This is a genomic window from Pseudoalteromonas sp. SWYJZ19 (genome assembly GCF_015864375.1).
GTDB lineage: Bacteria > Pseudomonadota > Gammaproteobacteria > Enterobacterales > Alteromonadaceae > Pseudoalteromonas > Pseudoalteromonas arctica.
On record NZ_JADYXI010000002.1, the window covers coordinates 103,928 to 121,485 of the forward strand.

Sequence of the window (17,558 nt, forward strand, 5' to 3'; positions counted from 1 at the left end):
CATATGTATGCATACATTTTTTTTCCAATAATAGTCTCTATTATATTTTTCCTATACGATAATTACTTAGTCAGACTAAAGTCAATTGAGTTTAAAGCAGTTTCATTTATATTGTTATGCCTAACTAGCTTTTTCCTTTCGAGTTTATATGGATGGCGAGTAATAGAAGACGGATATGGTGGAATAGATGCAGATACGTATAAGTCTGTATTTGACGGGCTTTCTTATAGTTATTTTGATGCGCTCGAACAGCAGCGGTACGAAAAGGGATATGCAACTGTAGTTTGGTTTTTTAGGACTGTGATTGATAATTATCAAATTTTCCAATTTTTTTATTTTCTTGTTATGTTGTTTTTATATAGGTTGATTACTAAGTCCATCACAAGTTCTATATTCGGATTGTTTTCTTATTTTTTAATTGCTTTTTTCTTAATAATAAGTTTTAACCTTTCAAGAATGATGTTAGGTGTTTTTATACTTTTTTTTGTAGTTAAGTTTTTATCAAAAAATGAATACAAAAAGGCTGTATTGATTACTCTTCTTTCTTCATTGATACAAATGGTTTGTCTTTGGGGCGTTGTATTTATTATTTATTATTATGTATTGAATAAAGTGAAAAGTAAGACTCTTTTTATCTTCCTTTTTTTATTGGTCCTTGCTAATTCATTTTTGATTGTAGAAGTGTTCAAGGTAGTATTGATTAGTGTTAATTATGGGCATTACTTGTCTAAAGAAAGTGAGGGTTTTTCAGGAGCTAATTATTTATATGCAATCTATTTATCAATTATTTACTATTTATTTTTAAATAAGAGTGTTGTTAGTAATCCTGTATCTGATACGATTTTTAAGCTCCTACCAACAATGGTTTTTATTATTCCACTTTATTTTGCTATCCCTATAGCGTATAGATTTAACTTTATTTACATTCTCTTTTTTGCCTTCATTGTACCCGACCTTTTTATATTTCTAAAAAAGAATAATACTAGCTTTATATTGCGCATTATTATTGCCGTAGTCCCTGTTTTGTATATAACCTCTAAGGTTTATAATTTTTATACAAGAGATGTTTTAAGTGCTGAGAATTGGTCGTTACTACCTGCTTTCTATATTTTTTGAGAATGGTGTGTATGTTGTTTTATTGAAAGGTAGTTATATTGATTTTGTAGTATTAACTTAATTGAATTTGTATTTCGGAGGGCTCTATAAATTCACTTCGATGCGAAACTATATTGCGTAGAATAAAACCCACTTAATTACGAACTACTGTCATACAAAGGGGAACTAATAATGTTATAAAGAGTCTCCAATATTTTATTGAAGATATAAATTATCATAAGCATAAATTTTAAGTGTTATAAAGTACGGTTAATAAATTTTTTATTAAAGTATATACCCTTTGAAATATTTTCTTTCTTTATGATTAATACCATCGAGGTATCATTTTAGCATGGCTTCATATAAGACCTAGTTACGCTATGTAACACCGCATGTCATATCTAATTGATACTCATCGACACCTCTTATCTAGGATAAGTTGAATTTTTATTAACAGATTAAAAAATCTAAAACGTTAGGATGTCACGATGACAAATAAAGTTGTAATTGTACCGGCTTGTACAGACCTTAATCGAGGAGATCAGGCTTTAGTTTGGGAGGCTGCGTACTTATTGGAAAGCTCTTTAGAGGGAGATACCGACATTTCTATAGTTGACTACGGAAATAACGATGAAGACCGGGAAAAACAATCTAGGCAAACTAAAGACGCAGGCTTTAAAGTACTTAGAAACATAGTAGAGAATCCTAAGCGTATATCATCAGAGTCAACAGTGCACAGCTCTAAATTTGGTTTTTTCATAGCAGGTCTATTAGCTATTGCTGACTTTATTAGGCACTTGACTATTTTATTTTTTCCTGTTGATTTTCTATTTAAATTCTTATTTCCTAATGTTGAGCATCAAAAAACTTTTAAAGTATTTAAGGCTGCAGACTCTATCGTAGTTAAAGGGGGCGGTTTTTTACATACATATGGAAAGCTTGGTGATCTCTATTATTTATGGTTTGGCTTATACTATTTATTACTTGGAAAAAGGTTAAATAAAAAAATTATAGTTTTACCTAATTCAATTGGACCGATCACAGGATATGGAAATCGATTATTTACTAAATGGGTGCTAAATAAATGCGATTTATTGTACGTTCGAGAGCGAGTGTCACTTGATTTTTGCAATGAAATAGGGATAAAAAATGCAAAGTATGCATTTGACTTAGGCTATTACGCCGAAGAAAGTTTTCCTGAAGAGAATAATAAAAAGTTAATTCAAGCCTGTATTGAAAAATACAGCACGACTAAACGTAATGTAGGCATTACAGTTCGCCCATATAGGTTTCCTTCATCTGATAATCCTGGTGAAAAATACGAGAAATACATTAAATCTATAGCTAAATTTTGTAATGAAAATAAAAATGAATCTATGTTTCATTTTATTGTTCAAGTGCAGGGCCCGAGCGCCCATGAAACAGATCTTATTGCTATTAAAGATGTCGAATCTCGTCTCGACAATAATTGCGAGTACTCGATCATAGATTTGGATATAAATTACAAAGAAATTATGACTATATACGACAAGTTAGATTACTTAATCGGGACGCGTTTTCACTCTGTAATATTTTCACAAGTTCAAGGGATCCCTGCAGCTGCGATTGCCTATGGTGGTAATAAAACTCATGGGATTATGAAAGAAATTGGTTTACATGAATATGTAGTCGATATTAATGATATAGAATATAGTGCGTTGCAAGCTATCTTCGATAACCTAATAAAGAATAATTTAGATTATAAGGAAAAGCTTGCTGATGCATTTGAAGCCATTGAAATGGATAAAAAATCTGTAGCTTCTGAATTAAGAGGGGTACTTGAAAGATGAAGGTCGGTTTTTTTCATGATCATATATTTACCAAAGGTAATGGTGTAATCCATTCTAGTGGAACCCTGGCTGCACAGGTTTGGGATCGTTTTTTTGATGCTGGAGCAAAAAGCCTTATTGTTTGCGGCCGGTTTTCAGACAGCATAAAATTAGGACCAATAGCTGAAAGAGATAATGTTGGTTTTGTTTTTTCCAAGAATCTGTCGAATATTTCTTCTTTAACATTTGGTTCTAATTGCAACGAAGTAAAGCAAGCAGTAAGTGATGTAGACATCATTGTTGCTAGATTACCTAGTGAAATTGGATTTAAAGCGATTAAAGAAGCTAAAAAACAAAAGAAGAAAGTTCTCTGTGAAGTTGTTGCATGTCCTTATGATGGGTTGAATTATCATGGTGGGTTAATTGCGAAGGTATATGCACCTTTAATAAGGAAGCGAATGCAGTACTGGGTTAACCAGTGTGATGCTGCTCTATACGTGACGGAACATGCATTACAAGAAAGGTACAAATGTGATGGCGTTAAAGCGAATGCTTCAAATGTAGAGATTAGCACTGTCGTTGAAGCCGAGCAGTTGAATTCTAGGCATACCCGATTTATAAATCGAGTTAACAATGGTGCTGTTAAAGTTGGTTTAATTGGAACTATGCAAAATGATTCTAAAGGGATTGATATTGCAATAAAGGCATTACGCAAAATTAAAGGAGTAAGTTTTCATATTCTTGGAAGTGGTAATCCTGATAGATTTTCCGAACTTGCTATCAATTCAGATGTTACTTTAAAGTATGACGGTTTCAAATCAGTTAAAAGTGATGTTTTAGATTGGCTTGATGACGTTGATATTTATATTCAACCTTCTTTTCAAGAGGGGTTGCCAAGAGCTACTATAGAAGCGATGAGTAGGGCCTGTCCTATAATTTCGTCGGATGCAGGGGGGCTTTCTGAACTAACTATGGACTGTTATATTCATAGTGCTGGTGATCACTTGAAGTTAAGAAAAGATATAGAAGCCTTGCTCCATAATTCTGAGCTCATGAAAGACAGCTCTCTACACAGCATATCTGTTTCCTCTAAATATTTGAGTTCTACTCTAAAGAAAAAACGAGCGAACTTTTACTCGCAGTTTATTAAGGGTAATGAGTGCTAATTCAGCTGCGTATAGCAGAAAGGGTTCATTTTGGAGTTGATACAGTTGAAAAAGTTTTTATATGTAATTAATGCTGACTGGTATTTTGATTTGCACTGGGTCGAGAGAGCCCTATATTTTAAAGATGAAGGGTATGAAATACATATTGCTATGCCTATTAATGATCCTTTGATTTTAGATCGGTTAAATCAATTAGGTTTCTCAATACATGCTTTACCCCTTGAAAGAACAAGTATGTCTATTTTTAATGAGTTAAAAATACTAATTAAACTAAAGAAAATTATAATGTTAGTTAGGCCTGATTTAATTCATTCAGTCACAATAAAGCCTAACCTTTACTCAACTATATTATGTAGATTTAATAAAATACCACTAATATCTACATATCCTGGTTTAGGAACTTTAGGCGTATCAAAAAAGCTAAAATATACACTATCTAGAAAAATTATTTTTAGTATATTAAGGGCGTTTTCGTCGAATCAACAAAATATAGCATTTTTTGAAAATGATGAGGATTTAAGCCTTTTTTGTGATAAAAAGGTAATTCCAACAAGCAGATTAGAAAGGGTATTTGGCGCTGGAATTAATTTAGAGTCTTTCTCATTTTCTCCTAGTTATAGAGAAAACTCTGAGGGTTTAAATGTTTTTTTTGCTAGCCGGTTATTAAAAAATAAAGGGCTCACTCTTTTGTTTGACTCTGTTAAAGAGTTGAATGAGCAAGGTGTGAAGGTTCATTTGAAAATTGCCGGAATATTTGATTCTGACTCGCCTTTTGCTTACACGGCAGAAGAAATTGATAAAATGGCGATCTATCCGTTTGTTGATTGGCTAGGGAAAAGAAGCGATATCAAAAATCTTATTTCTGAATCTGATGTGGTTTGCTTGCCTACGACATATGGAGAAGGCGTACCTAGAATTTTGATTGAGTCGTGTGCAGTAGGACGACCTATTATTACGACTCCTCTTGGGGGCTGTAAAGATATTTGTTTAGATGGCTTGAATGGTTTTCTTGTTGAACCAAATTCTCGGCAGTCTATTTCATTAGCATTAAAAAAATTAGCGTTAAATCATGCTTTAATTAATGAGTATGGGTTTAACGGGCGAAAACTTGTTGAATCTAAGTTCTCAAATCAAAGTGTCTTTGAGCAGCATAAAGATAAGTATAGATTTATGTTAACTGAAAATGAGGTATAAGGATGATCGGAGTTACTGGTTATTCAGGCTTTGTTGGCAAGGTCTTACTTGCGCAGCTACAAATTTCAGATATCTTACTCTTAGGGCGTCAAAAATCACCGAATTATAACCAATTTAAGCTGTTTGATTTAAATTCTACTCAAAGTTTAGATCTAGTCGATGATTTACATCTTGTTGATACTATTATACATATAGCAGCACGCGTGCATGTTATGAACGATGGTTCAAGTGATCCGTTAGCTGAATTTAGAGCCGTAAACACTGAAGGAACTTTAAACCTTGCTAGGGAATCAGCACGGGCAAACGTTAAACGTTTTATCTTTGTAAGCTCGATAAAAGTAAATGGTGAAAGTACTACAGGTAAGCAGCCGTTTACTGCTTTTGATATCCCTAGCGCAGAAGATCCTTATGGGATCTCAAAATATGAAGCGGAGCAACAGTTATTAGAGCTGGGTAAGGAAACAGGTATGGAGATAGTGATAATCAGGCCACCACTAGTTTATGGTAAAGGTGTTAAAGCAAATTTTTATTCATTAATGAAATTTGTTTATAAAGGTTTGCCACTCCCTTTTAGATCTATAAAAAATAATAAGCGTAGTTTAGTGTCAGTTTATAACCTAGTTGATTTAATTAAAGTATGCATTGAACACCCAAATGCAGCAAATAAGATATTTTTAGCAAGCGATGACCATGACTTATCAACCGCTGAAATGGTTGCACTGATGGCTAAGGTACAAGGTAAAAAAAACTTAGCTATTCCAGTCCCTGTTTGGTGTTTTAAATTAGCCGGTAAATTACTTAATAAAGGTGATGTAATTGATAGGTTGACTGGTTCTCTTCAATTAGATATTACTCATACGAAGAATACACTTGATTGGGCCCCACCATACTCTGTTGAGCATGGTTTTAAACTTGCAGCTAAAAAGTCTTCAATAAAATAATTAATGGATTTATAAATGATACGTTTACTCGACTTTTTATTTTCACTTTTTGGTTTGCTTTTTGCTTCACCATTTTTAGTGATTTTATATATTATTGGTTTGTTTGACACTGGTTCACCTATATTTACGCAAGAGCGCGTTGGCCGCAATAAAAAACCATTTACGCTTGTTAAGTTTAGAACTATGGCGGTTGATACAGCTTCAGTTGCAAGCCACTTAGCTAGTACTGCATCAATAACGCCTTTTGGTAGTTTTTTGCGAAAAACAAAGTTAGATGAGCTTCCACAACTTTGGAATGTGCTAAAAGGTGAAATGAGCTTGGTTGGACCTCGTCCGGGTTTATTTAATCAAGAAGAGTTAACCCAAGCACGCGATGCCAAGAATATATTTGATGTACGCCCTGGTGTTACAGGCTTGGCACAGGTAAACGAAATAGACATGTCAACTCCAGAGTTGCTAGCTAAAACAGACAAAGAAATGATTGATACACTCACAATTGGTAATTATTTTAAATACATAGTAATGACAGTAACAGGGAGTGGGAGTGGTGATAGGGTTAAATAATTCGAAATATACTTCAGTTATTATGCTTTTATAATACCAGTCTCTCTTTATATTTGACACTTAGAACCTTACCTTATGTATCAGAGGAAAACTTGCAGTGGAAAGTTTTATTCGTACTATTTTGAATGCATCACGGGCTAAAAAGCGCTTAATTACTTTATGTATTGATTCGTTATTTATAATGCTGGCATTTTGGTTAGCATTAATAGTGAGACTTGATAGCCTAGAGCCCTTAAAACAATTAGATAACTGGCTTTTGTTGGCATTATTAACGCCTATAAGTTTATATACGTTTGTAAGTTTGGGGCTATACCGAGCTGTTCTCCGGTACATGAACTCGCAAGCTATATGGGCGATAGTACTAGGTACAGTTATAACAACTGTGATTTTAGTGTTACTTGCCTTTTTTATGGGTATTGATATACCTCGCACAATGCCATTTATATTTGCGTGGTTATGTTTGTTGACTGTGGGCGGTGCACGTGTATTAGTGCGCGCAATTATTGGTAAAATGACCACGAGTAAAAAAGAGTCTGTTATTATTTATGGTGCAGGTTCCGCTGGGCGACAATTAGCCACAGCTTTAAGTGCTGGGCCAGAGTATTTTGTTAGGGCATTTATTGATGACGATGTAACTAAACATGGCTCAATAATTCAGGGTATACCTGTCGTGTGCTTTAAAGATATTTATGAACTAATAAATAAACGTAAAGTGAGTAAAGTTTTATTAGCCTTACCTAGTGAAACTCGCGCACGCCGTAAAGAAATACTCGCTCAATTAGAGCCGCTCACCATTAAAGTGCTTTCTATCCCTGGTATGGCTGATGTTGTAGAGGGCAAAGCTAAGCTTGCTGAAATAACAGAAGTGGGCGTTGAAGATTTATTAGGCCGGGATCCAGTAGCCCCTAGAAAGGATTTAATGACTGCTAACATTTCTAATAAAGTGGTTATGGTAACAGGGGCTGGCGGCTCCATTGGCTCAGAGCTTTGCAGACAAATAGTTAAACAAAAACCAACAAAACTCGTTTTATTTGAGCTTAGTGAATTTGGCTTATATTCAATAGAAAAGGAGCTTAGTGAGTACATTACTAATAATAACCTTAATATTGAATTGATGCCTATAATGGGGTCAGTGCAGCGCATTAACCGCATTGAAACAGTAATGAAAACCTTTGGTGTGCAAACCGTTTATCATGCCGCAGCTTATAAACATGTGCCGTTAGTTGAACATAACGTAGTAGAAGGTGTGCGTAATAATGTGTTTGGTACTTATTATTGTGCTAAAGCAGCAGTTAATGCAGGGGTTGAAAATTTTGTGCTTATATCTACCGACAAAGCAGTGCGCCCTACTAATGTAATGGGCGCCACTAAGCGTATGGCCGAGTTAGTATTACAAGGCTTAGCACAAAAGCAGGGTGTTAATCACAAAACACGCTTTTGTATGGTGCGCTTCGGTAATGTATTGGGGTCGAGTGGTTCTGTTGTGCCGCTATTTCGCAGGCAAATAAAAGAGGGCGGTCCAATAACGCTCACACACCCTGATATAACACGCTTTTTTATGACGATTCCAGAAGCTGCTCAACTAGTAATACAAGCAGGCGCTATGGGTAAAGGCGGCGATGTGTTTGTACTTGATATGGGCGACCCTGTTAAAATTAAAGATCTTGCGACTAAAATGGTACGGCTTTCTGGTTTTGAAGTTAAAAGCGAAACTAATCCACATGGTGATATTGAGATTAAGTGTACGGGCTTGCGCCCTGGCGAAAAGCTCTACGAAGAGCTATTAATTGGTGATAACGTAGGTGAAACAACACACGAGCGCATTATGACTGCCAGTGAAGTAATGCTACCTTTAGCTGAACTTAATGTGTTTATAGAAGCGTTAGATATTGCGTGTCATAACTTTGATCACGAATCAATCCGTCAATTGCTGTTAGATGCACCAACAGGTTTTAACCCAACTGATGGTATATGTGATTTAGTTTGGAACGCTAAGGCTAAAAAGTTAGTTGAGGATGTCGCAAAAGATAATATAGTTAACATAAACAGTTAATTATATAAACTGTACAAGTGCGAAATAAGCCCCATCTAAAGTTTACGTATTTTGTAGGTGAGGTTTTATACCTCGCTTTTAATGAGGTTAAATAACATAAGAATGAGGAAGTTAGCATCTACTACTTGGTGTATATTTCAATATGTTCATCCTTCTCTTACTTATATTATTCTGCAAAAAATATTTAGTAATACATTCGATATTACATTCTAGCTAAAGTCTTTTAGCTAGAGCCTAATTTATAACTCTGATAAAATCATTTTATTACTTATTAACTAATCTTAAAGGATTAATATGAAAATTGCCGTAGTAGGTACAGGCTATGTAGGCCTTTCTAACGCTATGTTGCTAGCACAACACAATGAAGTGGTTGCATTAGATATAGACGAACAAAAAATATCGCTATTGAATGATAAAAAATCACCAATAGTTGATACCGAAATTAGTGAGTTTTTAACACGTAGTGATTTAAATTTTACAGCGACTACCGACAAAGTAGCAGCCTATAAAAATGCTGACTTTGTAATTATTGCTACACCCACTGATTACGATGTTGAAAATAACTATTTTAATACCAGCTCTGTAGAGGCTGTAATTAAAGATACAATAGCGCATAACTCTAATGCAGTTATGGTCATTAAATCAACGATTCCAGTTGGCTTTACGCAAAGTATTAAAGAAAAATTTGGTATTAATAACTTAATATTTTCGCCAGAGTTTTTACGTGAAGGTAAAGCACTACACGATAACCTATACCCATCGCGTATTGTAGTTGGTGAGCAAAGTGAGCGTGCAACTGTGTTTGCAAACTTACTTAAGCAAGGTGCTATAAAAGAAGACATTGAAGTACTGTTTACTGACTCAACTGAAGCCGAAGCTATTAAGTTGTTCTCAAACACTTATTTAGCTATGCGTGTCGCTTATTTTAATGAGCTTGATAGCTACGCTGAAGCTCATGGCTTGAACAGTAAGCAAATTATACAGGGCGTTAGCTTAGACCCTCGCATTGGTAGCCATTACAACAATCCATCGTTTGGTTACGGTGGTTACTGTTTACCAAAAGACACTAAGCAGCTACGTGCAAACTATGCAAATGTACCAAACAACATTATTGGTGCAATTGTTGATGCTAATACTACACGTAAAGACTTTATTGCAGACTCAATAATTAAGCGCAGCCCTAAAGTGGTTGGTGTGTATCGTTTAGTAATGAAAACAGGGTCTGATAACTTTAGAGCCTCTGCTATTCAAGGCATTATGAAGCGCATTAAAGCGAAAGGTATTGAGGTTGTAGTTTACGAGCCAGTACTTGAAGAAAATGAGTTTTATCACTCACGTGTCATTAAAGACTTAAATGAGTTTAAGCAAATATCTGACGTTGTTGTATCTAACCGTATGGTTGAAGAGTTGAGTGATATTGCTGACAAAGTTTATACTCGCGATTTGTTTGGTAGTGATTAATAAACAAAGTTTAAAGACTAAAGGTTAAAGGTTAAAGGTTAAAGGCTAAAGGCTAAAGACTAAAGGTTAAAGTATAAGTCAAAAACTAAGGTAAATTTATATTAGGGGGCGTTGTGCAATTTGAGGACTTAAATGTATGGCAACGCTCTGCCGATTTAGCTTGTGAAGTTTTTATTTATTTTAAGGCAAGTAAGCAATTTGGTTTAAAAGATCAAATTACACGCTCTGCATTATCAATTTCATCAAATATTGCTGAGGGTTATGAGAGAAAGACAGCTAAAGATTACTGCCGTTTTCTCTCTTACTCTAAAGGTAGCTGTGGTGAGCTTCGCTCACAAATATATATTGCCTTAAAAATTGGTGAGGTTGATGCAAAAACAGCAGAAATCTGGATAGAAGAGTCTAGGCAGTTATCAAAAATGATATCTGCCTTAATGAAAACTATTGAAACTTGGGATTAGGCTTTTAGTCTTCAACTTTCAACTTTATCAGCTTAAAGATTAGGAAATTATGAAATATTTAGTAACGGGTGCTGCTGGTTTTATTGGCGCGGCAACATGTCAAAAATTGTTAGCGGCTGGCCATGTAGTAGTTGGTATTGATAACCTTAACGACTATTACGATGTAAATTTAAAACTAGCTCGTTTAGCGCAGTTTGAAAGCCATGAAGCGTTTACATTTATTAAGCTTGATATAAGTGAACGCCCAGCAATGAGCGAGCTATTTAAAGCACAGCAGTTTGATAAAGTTATTCACTTAGCAGCGCAAGCCGGTGTTAGGTATTCAATAGAAAACCCTGATGCTTATGCTGATTCTAATTTAGTAGGGCATTTAAATGTGCTAGAAGGGTGTCGTAATAATAAAGTTAAGCACTTGGTTTATGCTTCATCTAGCTCTGTATATGGCTTAAACGAAAAAACCCCGTTTGAAACAACCGACAGTGTTGATCACCCAGTGTCGTTTTATGCTGCGACTAAAAAAGCGAATGAGCTAATGGCGCATAGCTATTCTCATTTATATAGCTTACCTACAACAGGTTTACGCTTTTTTACCGTTTATGGCCCATGGGGTCGCCCAGATATGGCACCGTATATTTTTACTAAAAAAATACTTGCCGGCGACACTATTGATATAAACAACAATGGCGATATGTGGCGTGACTTTACTTACATAGATGACATTGTAGAGGGTGTTGTTCGTACTGCCGATGTTATACCTGTTGCAAATCCTGACTGGAGAGTTGAAACAGGTTCGCCAGCTTCTAGCTCTGCTCCGTATGCCGTTTATAATATTGGCCACGGTAGCCCAATAAACCTAATGAAGTTTATTGAAGCCATTGAGGCTGAATTAGGTACTGAAGCTAAAAAGAACTTCCGTGAAATGCAAGCCGGCGATGTTTATAAAACTTATGCTGATACTACAGATTTATTTAATGCAACAGGCTATAAAGCGCAAGTTGGAGTTAAGCAAGGCGTAAGTGAGCTTATTAAGTGGTATAAAGACTTTTATAAATAAAGGTTACAATTTGTAAGTCATTTAAAAACACTGTTTTAAATTTAAGGCAGTGTTTTTTAATGTGTTTAGGTTGATTAACCTAAATGCATTAAACCATTGGTAAGCTAAATTTTACTGAAAGTTACTTTTTATTTACCATTCACCTATTTTTAACCTATTAGCTTTAAAAATTATTAATTTACAAATAAAGGACTACTCATGAAAGCTGTTATCCCTGTTGCAGGCCTTGGTACACGTATGCTACCAATGACTAAAGCAATTCCTAAAGAAATGCTGCCAATTGTAGATAAGCCACTTATTCAATATATCGTTAGTGAATGTGTTGCTGCTGGCATTAAAGATATTGTTTTAGTAACGCATAGTTCTAAAAATGCAATTGAAAATCACTTTGATACAAGCTACGAGCTAGAAGCCACACTCGAAAAACGAGTAAAACGTGCGCTGCTTGATGAAGTCCGATCAATTTGCCCGCCAGACGTAACCGTTATGAGTGTACGCCAAGGTGAGGCGAAAGGTTTAGGCCATGCAATTTTATGCGCCAAACCCATTGTAGGTAATAACGATTTTGTAGTGTTACTTCCAGATGTAATACTTGATGCATATACAGCAGATCAAAAAACTGAAAACCTAGCTGCGATGATTAAGCGCTTCAATGAAATACAAGCAAGCCAGATTATGCTTGAGCCTGTAGCGCAAGAAGATGTAAGTAAATACGGTATTGCCGATATTAATGGTGTGCAACTTACCCCTGGTATGAGCGCAGCAATTAAAACAATGGTTGAAAAACCGGCTGTAGATGTGGCACCTTCAAATCTTGCTGTTGTTGGTCGTTATGTTCTTAGTAAAAACATTTGGCCCCTGCTGGCTAAAACGCCTGTAGGCGCTGGTGACGAAATCCAATTAACCGATGCTATTGATGCGTTAATGACACAAGAAACGGTTGAAGCATTTCATATGAGTGGTGCTTCGCACGATTGTGGCGATAAATTAGGTTATTTAAAAGCAATTGTTGAATACTCAATGCGCGATGAAAAGCTAGGTAAAGATTTTACTCAGTATATAAATACCTTTGTTAATGATAAAAATTAATAACATAGTTAATTTATATCCCCTAGGTGAGATTTTATACGTCGCTTTTGGTAAAGTTAAGTTAGATGAGCGCAAAGTAAATTCGCACCTACAGGGTGTGTATTGTAGGTGAGGTTTTATATCTCGCTTTGGTAAAGTTAGGCTGCATTAGCGTGAGGTAAATTCGCACCTACAGGGTGTGTGTATTGTAGGTGAGGTTTTATACCTCGCTTTGGTAAAGTTAAATTACATTAGCGCGAAGTAAATTCGCGCCTACGGGGGGGTGTATTGTAGCTGAGGTTTTACACCTCGCTTTGGTAAAGTTAAATTACATTAGCGCGAAATAAATTCGCACCTACAGGGTGTTAAAAATTAGCAAATACACCTAACCTAGCAAACGTTTCCCCGTATACATCCTTTCCTTGATACAGCTCAGCTCCCCAACTTTTAGCGCCCATTATTGGTTTACTCAACTTGCGTGTGTACGTTGTTTGCAGTTCATAACTTGTTCTATAGCCACTGCGTTTATTTTCAAGTGTGCGAATTGTCGTATTTAAGCTTTCAATTTTACTTAATTGCCAATGCCAGTTTATGCTCATTGATTTAGCAGGAGTGTAGTCGGTGTAGTCATGCTCATCTCCCGCCCAGTGGCCAAATACATTGCCTGAGTTGCGGTTACCATCTAGGTAAATTCGGTTGGCGTACCAACTTTTTTGTAAGTTATTATGCTCAAAACGTAAGCTGTGGTCATTAGCAATAAAAGGTAAGTAAAGGCCAAAGCTATATGCATTGTTGCGAGAGCCACCTAGCGTGTCTTCAAGTGCTACTTCACCGTATAACTCATAAGGCAGTGCGTAAATACTATTGTTGTATGCGAATGTTATAGAGCCTAGCTGATCCCCTAGCTCGTAGTTACCACCTATTTCGTTGGCATCTTTGCCACCTACATTATCTTTTTCTCCCGGTGTAAAAAAACCTTCAGCAAAATCTTTTAACGTTACGCTTCGCGGGCCACCACCGAATTGCATTAGGCGGCTTAAACCTATTGTTAAGTTATCGGTTGCAGCAAAGCTGACATGCAAACCGTATAGGTAAGGTTTACCTTTTCCATAAGTACGTTCGGTAGCGTTTTGTTCTTCTTCATTCAAAATTCCGCTTTGCTCTGTCATTTTACTTATAGACATATCGTAGCGAATATTAAAGCTGGTTATTGGCTCTACATTACTAAGCGTTATAGAAGGCGTTGTTTTAGCTTGTGTGCTTAATAGCATGGCACTGTCGTTAAAAGGTGAGTACCAATGCTCACGATAACCTACATCTAACTGCGCGTATTTATTACCAAGATAAAAAAAGCTTTGTGTAGGTAATATTTCGTCTTCGTTGGCTATGCCTGCAACACTTACACCAAAGTAACGCCCGAAATTAGCGTAAGCGCCGCCTTCAACAATTAAATTAGTTTTAGTAGTTTGGCCGCGTTGGTTAGGCAGTGTTTTATCTTTTGTGCCAGCAGCAAGTGTTATTTTTGCAAATGTACCCGCGTCGCTTTGAATATAAGGGCTAAGCTGGTACGAAAGTGTTTGATATAGTTCTGGGTAAGTATGCCTTACTGTTTGCAGTACTCTATAAATATCATGCGCTTTATAAGGCTTGCTCATAATATGTGTGTTTTTACTTACGGCTAAAAGTCGTTGTACTTGGTGCTCAAGTTCTGGGGCTTGATTTAAAGGTAAATAAGGTGACACGCCACCTTTAGCAACAGCATTTGCACTGATTGCCATCCCGATAAACAGTGATATTTTTTTGAGCATAATTATTCCGTTAGCAAAAATTTGTTTAAGTAAAAACGTTAACGCGAGGTTAGCAATAAACGCCTAAGTAAGGAAGAAAAAAGCGATATATTAGTGGGGATATATAGGAGTAAGCTATCATTCACAGGGATTGACGCTGCGTTAAATTCGAGCGGGCTTTTGCATGTAGTGTTTTGCTATAAAGCAGGTGGTGAACGCATTTAATAAGTTATACCTACAAAAAATAGATTTATAAGTTATTTATTCACAAAGAGGTTAAGAGGGCGCTACGCTTTAGTGAAGGCAAAAGTAGGTAGTCTATTAAGTATAAATATTAAAAGCTTCGCTTTTCGCGTGAGCAAGTTTTACGCTTACCGGGAAAGTTTGACGCCGTGGTTAAAACGCGTAGCTTGCTGGCGTGACGAGCTAAGCTCGTAATTTATGTGCTTTAGTCTCTTCTCATTTACTCCTCTTTTGCTTCTCTTTGTGCAATAAGGTTTTAAGTAATTTATTCACAAAGAGGCTAAGAGGGCGCTGCGCTTTAGAGAAGTAAAAATACATAATTACTATTGTTTTATGTTTTCTCATTTACTCCTCTTTTGCTTCTCTTTGTGCAATAAGATTTTAAGTGATTTATTCACAAAGAGGCTAAGAGGGCGCTGCGCTTTAGAGAAGTAAAAGTAGGTAAGATAAATATTAAAAGCTGTGTTTTTTACGTGAGTAAGAACGGCGCCTTCTGATGAGGTTTTACATCTCACTTTTAAAGTCCTGATAAATAAAAACCCCGATGGTACATAGTACCATCGGGGTTTTTTAATCGTTTTAGTAAACCTAAACTTTAAATTCGTCTACCGACAAGCGAAGCTCTTCGGCAAGTTTTGCTACTTCTGAACTTGAAATGTTGGTTTGGTTTGCGCCTTCGGCTGTTTGCTCTGCGATGGCTACAATCGACTCAAGACGTTCGCTAATTTCTTGTGCTACTTGTTGTTGCTCAAGTGCGGCAGTCGAAATCTCTTCACTTACGTCGTGAGCTTGCGAAACCGCAAATGTAATTGAATCAAGAGCGCTACTTGCTAGGTCGGTTTGCTCAACACACGATACCGCACGTTGCTTACCTTTACTCATTGCTGTTACGGCAGCTTCTGCGCCTGTTTGAAGAGACTCAATCATTGATTGTATCTCTTGGGTCGACTCTTGAGTTTTACTCGCTAGAGAGCGTACTTCGTCTGCTACAACAGCAAAGCCTCGGCCATATTCACCAGCACGTGCAGCTTCAATTGCGGCATTTAGTGCAAGTAGGTTAGTTTGATCCGCTATGCCGCGTATTACATCTAAAATGCTGCCTATTGATGCGCTATCTTGATGTAGTTTATTAATTACTTGTGAGGCGTCGTCTACTTCACGTGCTAGCTGTTCAATCGTGGCTTTATTGTTATTCGAAATACCTTTAACGCGCTCAGCTTCTTTATCAGCATTTTTAATTTCGCTAAGTGCTTGTTGAGCGCTGTTGCTAACCGTTTGCGATGTACTGCTCATTTCGGTTGTTGCGGTTGCGGCTTGTTCAACTTGTGCTTGCTGGTTACGAATTGCTTGGCTTGATTCTGCGGTAATTGCAGATGTTTGTTCTGATGCTGCAGCTAGCTGAGTAGAGCGCGAAATAATGCCTTTAATTAGGCTGCGTAAGTTATCAATTAAGGTGTTACAACTTTTAGATAGTTCGCCAAATTCGTCTTTAGCGCTGTCGTCTAAACGTTGTGTCATGTCGCCACTGGCAACAATATCTAAAATTCGGTTAACTTCAGCCAGTGGTTTAGTAATACGGCTAACAGTAATAATAGCAATCGCTATAGCTAAAAGGGTGGCTATAATCATACCAACCCACGTCCATAAGTTTGCTGAGTCTACGTCGCTGCGTACGCCTTGCTGTAATTTAAAGGCAACGTCACTTGCTTGATTAACTAACTCATCAATTTGGTTAAGTGCCATTTTGGTGGCTTGCTCTGACTGGGCAAGCTCTGACTCTGTTAGGGTAATCGAATCAATTAATCGTTTTTTGTTTGCGGCTAAACCACTACTACCTTTTATATTGTTTTCTAAAGTATCAACATTTTCTTTTAAGCTTGAGTATAAATCGCTGTGAGTTTGCTCAATAGCCGGTTTAATTAAGGCAATGGTACGCGTTACTTCTTCTAGGTAATAGGTTTGCTCGTTTTTAACAATATCGAGTGTATTAAGCGTTTTAACGGTTAGCATATCAGTGCTGTTACTTACCACTGACATAAAGTTATTTTCTAAATTGTTTGCAGCTTGATAAGCACGAGGGTGGTTTTGCTCAAAGCCATCAATGTCAATAATATCGAGTACAACAGAATTGGCATCTTCTGCACTTAGCTCTATATTTTCTAATTGTGCTTTTAATGTTTTGTTTAATGCTAGCTGTTTGCTTTTATCTTCTAACAAGCTTTCAACTGTGCTTAAAAAGCTTAAGTAGGTTTTTTCTACATTTTGGCTACTTTGATTAAGCGTTGCATCATTTTTAACTACGTCTTGAAGTTCGCGATGAAGGGTATTGAATAACTGCTTTTGCTCAAGAACTTGTTTTTTAATGGGGGCTAGTTCATTTGCAGAAGTAGTGTAAAAGCTCGCTTGAGCGGCTTTACTCATTAAAATAAACTCGGCTTGTAGTTCTGAGCTTTTATTTAGTGCTGGAAGTGATAGTTGGTTCACTTTTTGAGTGGAGCGGTCAATATTTGCAATTTTTATTAAGGAGTTACCACCAATTATTAATAATAATAGTGTGATAAATATAAAACCACCCCAAATACGCTGGCTTACTGTCAGGTTCATAATATTTCCACTCAAAAGTACTTCAATTAAGACTTATCGGCGTTTGTACCAATAAGTTA

At 36.4% G+C, this 17,558-nt stretch carries 13 protein-coding genes; 11 read left to right on the forward strand and 2 right to left on the reverse strand.

What is annotated here, in order from left to right; all coding sequences use genetic code 11:
* Positions 1–3 precede the first annotated feature (3 nt).
* The 11 genes from I6F45_RS02320 (at position 4) to galU (ending at position 12,886) form a co-directional block, all read left to right on the forward strand.
* Positions 4–1,116, forward strand: coding sequence for an EpsG family protein (locus tag I6F45_RS02320; protein ID WP_165721181.1), 1,113 nt, complete (start codon positions 4–6; stop codon positions 1,114–1,116).
* Positions 1,117–1,583: 467 nt separating this feature from the next.
* Complete coding sequence (locus I6F45_RS02325; RefSeq protein WP_197159564.1) at positions 1,584–2,924, forward strand: polysaccharide pyruvyl transferase family protein; 1,341 nt, start codon at positions 1,584–1,586, stop codon at positions 2,922–2,924.
* Complete coding sequence (locus tag I6F45_RS02330) at positions 2,921–4,069, forward strand: glycosyltransferase (RefSeq protein ID WP_165721179.1); 1,149 nt, start codon at positions 2,921–2,923, stop codon at positions 4,067–4,069. Before I6F45_RS02325 ends, I6F45_RS02330 begins: the two co-directional genes overlap by 4 nt.
* Positions 4,070–4,114: 45 nt before the next feature.
* Positions 4,115–5,263: a glycosyltransferase family 4 protein gene (locus tag I6F45_RS02335; RefSeq protein ID WP_197159565.1), complete on the forward strand. Its 1,149-nt coding sequence runs from the start codon at positions 4,115–4,117 to the stop codon at positions 5,261–5,263.
* Positions 5,264–5,265: 2 nt separating this feature from the next.
* Positions 5,266–6,204, forward strand: a complete 939-nt coding sequence (locus I6F45_RS02340; RefSeq protein WP_197159566.1) for a UDP-glucose 4-epimerase family protein — start codon at positions 5,266–5,268, stop codon at positions 6,202–6,204.
* Positions 6,205–6,219: 15 nt separating this feature from the next.
* Positions 6,220–6,768 carry a sugar transferase gene (locus tag I6F45_RS02345; protein ID WP_197159567.1) on the forward strand — a complete coding sequence of 183 codons (549 nt, stop codon included), beginning with the start codon at positions 6,220–6,222 and terminating at the stop codon, positions 6,766–6,768.
* A gap of 97 nt (positions 6,769–6,865) precedes the next feature.
* The gene (locus I6F45_RS02350) at positions 6,866–8,821 is read left to right on the forward strand and encodes a polysaccharide biosynthesis protein (RefSeq protein WP_197159568.1); all 1,956 of its coding nucleotides are present in this window, start codon (positions 6,866–6,868) and stop codon (positions 8,819–8,821) included.
* A gap of 294 nt (positions 8,822–9,115) precedes the next feature.
* Positions 9,116–10,282: a nucleotide sugar dehydrogenase gene (locus I6F45_RS02355; protein ID WP_197159569.1), complete on the forward strand. Its 1,167-nt coding sequence runs from the start codon at positions 9,116–9,118 to the stop codon at positions 10,280–10,282.
* 113 nt (positions 10,283–10,395) lie between these two features.
* Positions 10,396–10,743 (forward strand): four helix bundle protein, encoded by a 348-nt coding sequence (locus I6F45_RS02360; RefSeq protein ID WP_197159570.1) that lies wholly within the window; start codon positions 10,396–10,398, stop codon positions 10,741–10,743.
* Positions 10,744–10,792: 49 nt separating this feature from the next.
* Complete coding sequence (locus I6F45_RS02365) at positions 10,793–11,797, forward strand: NAD-dependent epimerase (RefSeq protein WP_197159571.1); 1,005 nt, start codon at positions 10,793–10,795, stop codon at positions 11,795–11,797.
* Positions 11,798–11,995: 198 nt separating this feature from the next.
* Positions 11,996–12,886 carry a UTP--glucose-1-phosphate uridylyltransferase GalU gene (galU, locus tag I6F45_RS02370; RefSeq protein ID WP_197159572.1) on the forward strand — a complete coding sequence of 297 codons (891 nt, stop codon included), beginning with the start codon at positions 11,996–11,998 and terminating at the stop codon, positions 12,884–12,886.
* Between the two features lie 344 nt (positions 12,887–13,230).
* On the opposite strand, the gene I6F45_RS02375 is transcribed toward galU, so the two are convergent.
* Positions 13,231–14,673, reverse strand: coding sequence for a capsule assembly Wzi family protein (locus I6F45_RS02375; RefSeq protein ID WP_197159573.1), 1,443 nt, complete (start codon positions 14,671–14,673; stop codon positions 13,231–13,233).
* An 810-nt stretch (positions 14,674–15,483) separates the two neighbouring features.
* On the reverse strand, positions 15,484–17,499 hold the full coding sequence (locus tag I6F45_RS02380) for a methyl-accepting chemotaxis protein (RefSeq protein ID WP_197159574.1): 2,016 nt from the start codon (positions 17,497–17,499) through the stop codon (positions 15,484–15,486).
* Between the last annotated feature and the right edge of the window lie 59 nt (positions 17,500–17,558).

Coding starts and splice junctions, on each gene's coding strand:
- I6F45_RS02320 (WP_165721181.1), top strand. CDS start 4: ATGTATGCATACATTTTTTTTCCAATAATAGTCTCTATTATATTTTTC.
- I6F45_RS02355 (WP_197159569.1), top strand. CDS start 9,116: ATGAAAATTGCCGTAGTAGGTACAGGCTATGTAGGCCTTTCTAACGCT.
- galU (WP_197159572.1), top strand. CDS start 11,996: ATGAAAGCTGTTATCCCTGTTGCAGGCCTTGGTACACGTATGCTACCA.
- I6F45_RS02365 (WP_197159571.1), top strand. CDS start 10,793: ATGAAATATTTAGTAACGGGTGCTGCTGGTTTTATTGGCGCGGCAACA.
- I6F45_RS02345 (WP_197159567.1), top strand. CDS start 6,220: ATGATACGTTTACTCGACTTTTTATTTTCACTTTTTGGTTTGCTTTTT.
- I6F45_RS02325 (WP_197159564.1), top strand. CDS start 1,584: ATGACAAATAAAGTTGTAATTGTACCGGCTTGTACAGACCTTAATCGA.
- I6F45_RS02340 (WP_197159566.1), top strand. CDS start 5,266: ATGATCGGAGTTACTGGTTATTCAGGCTTTGTTGGCAAGGTCTTACTT.
- I6F45_RS02380 (WP_197159574.1), bottom strand. CDS start 17,499: ATGAACCTGACAGTAAGCCAGCGTATTTGGGGTGGTTTTATATTTATC.
- I6F45_RS02375 (WP_197159573.1), bottom strand. CDS start 14,673: ATGCTCAAAAAAATATCACTGTTTATCGGGATGGCAATCAGTGCAAAT.
- I6F45_RS02330 (WP_165721179.1), top strand. CDS start 2,921: ATGAAGGTCGGTTTTTTTCATGATCATATATTTACCAAAGGTAATGGT.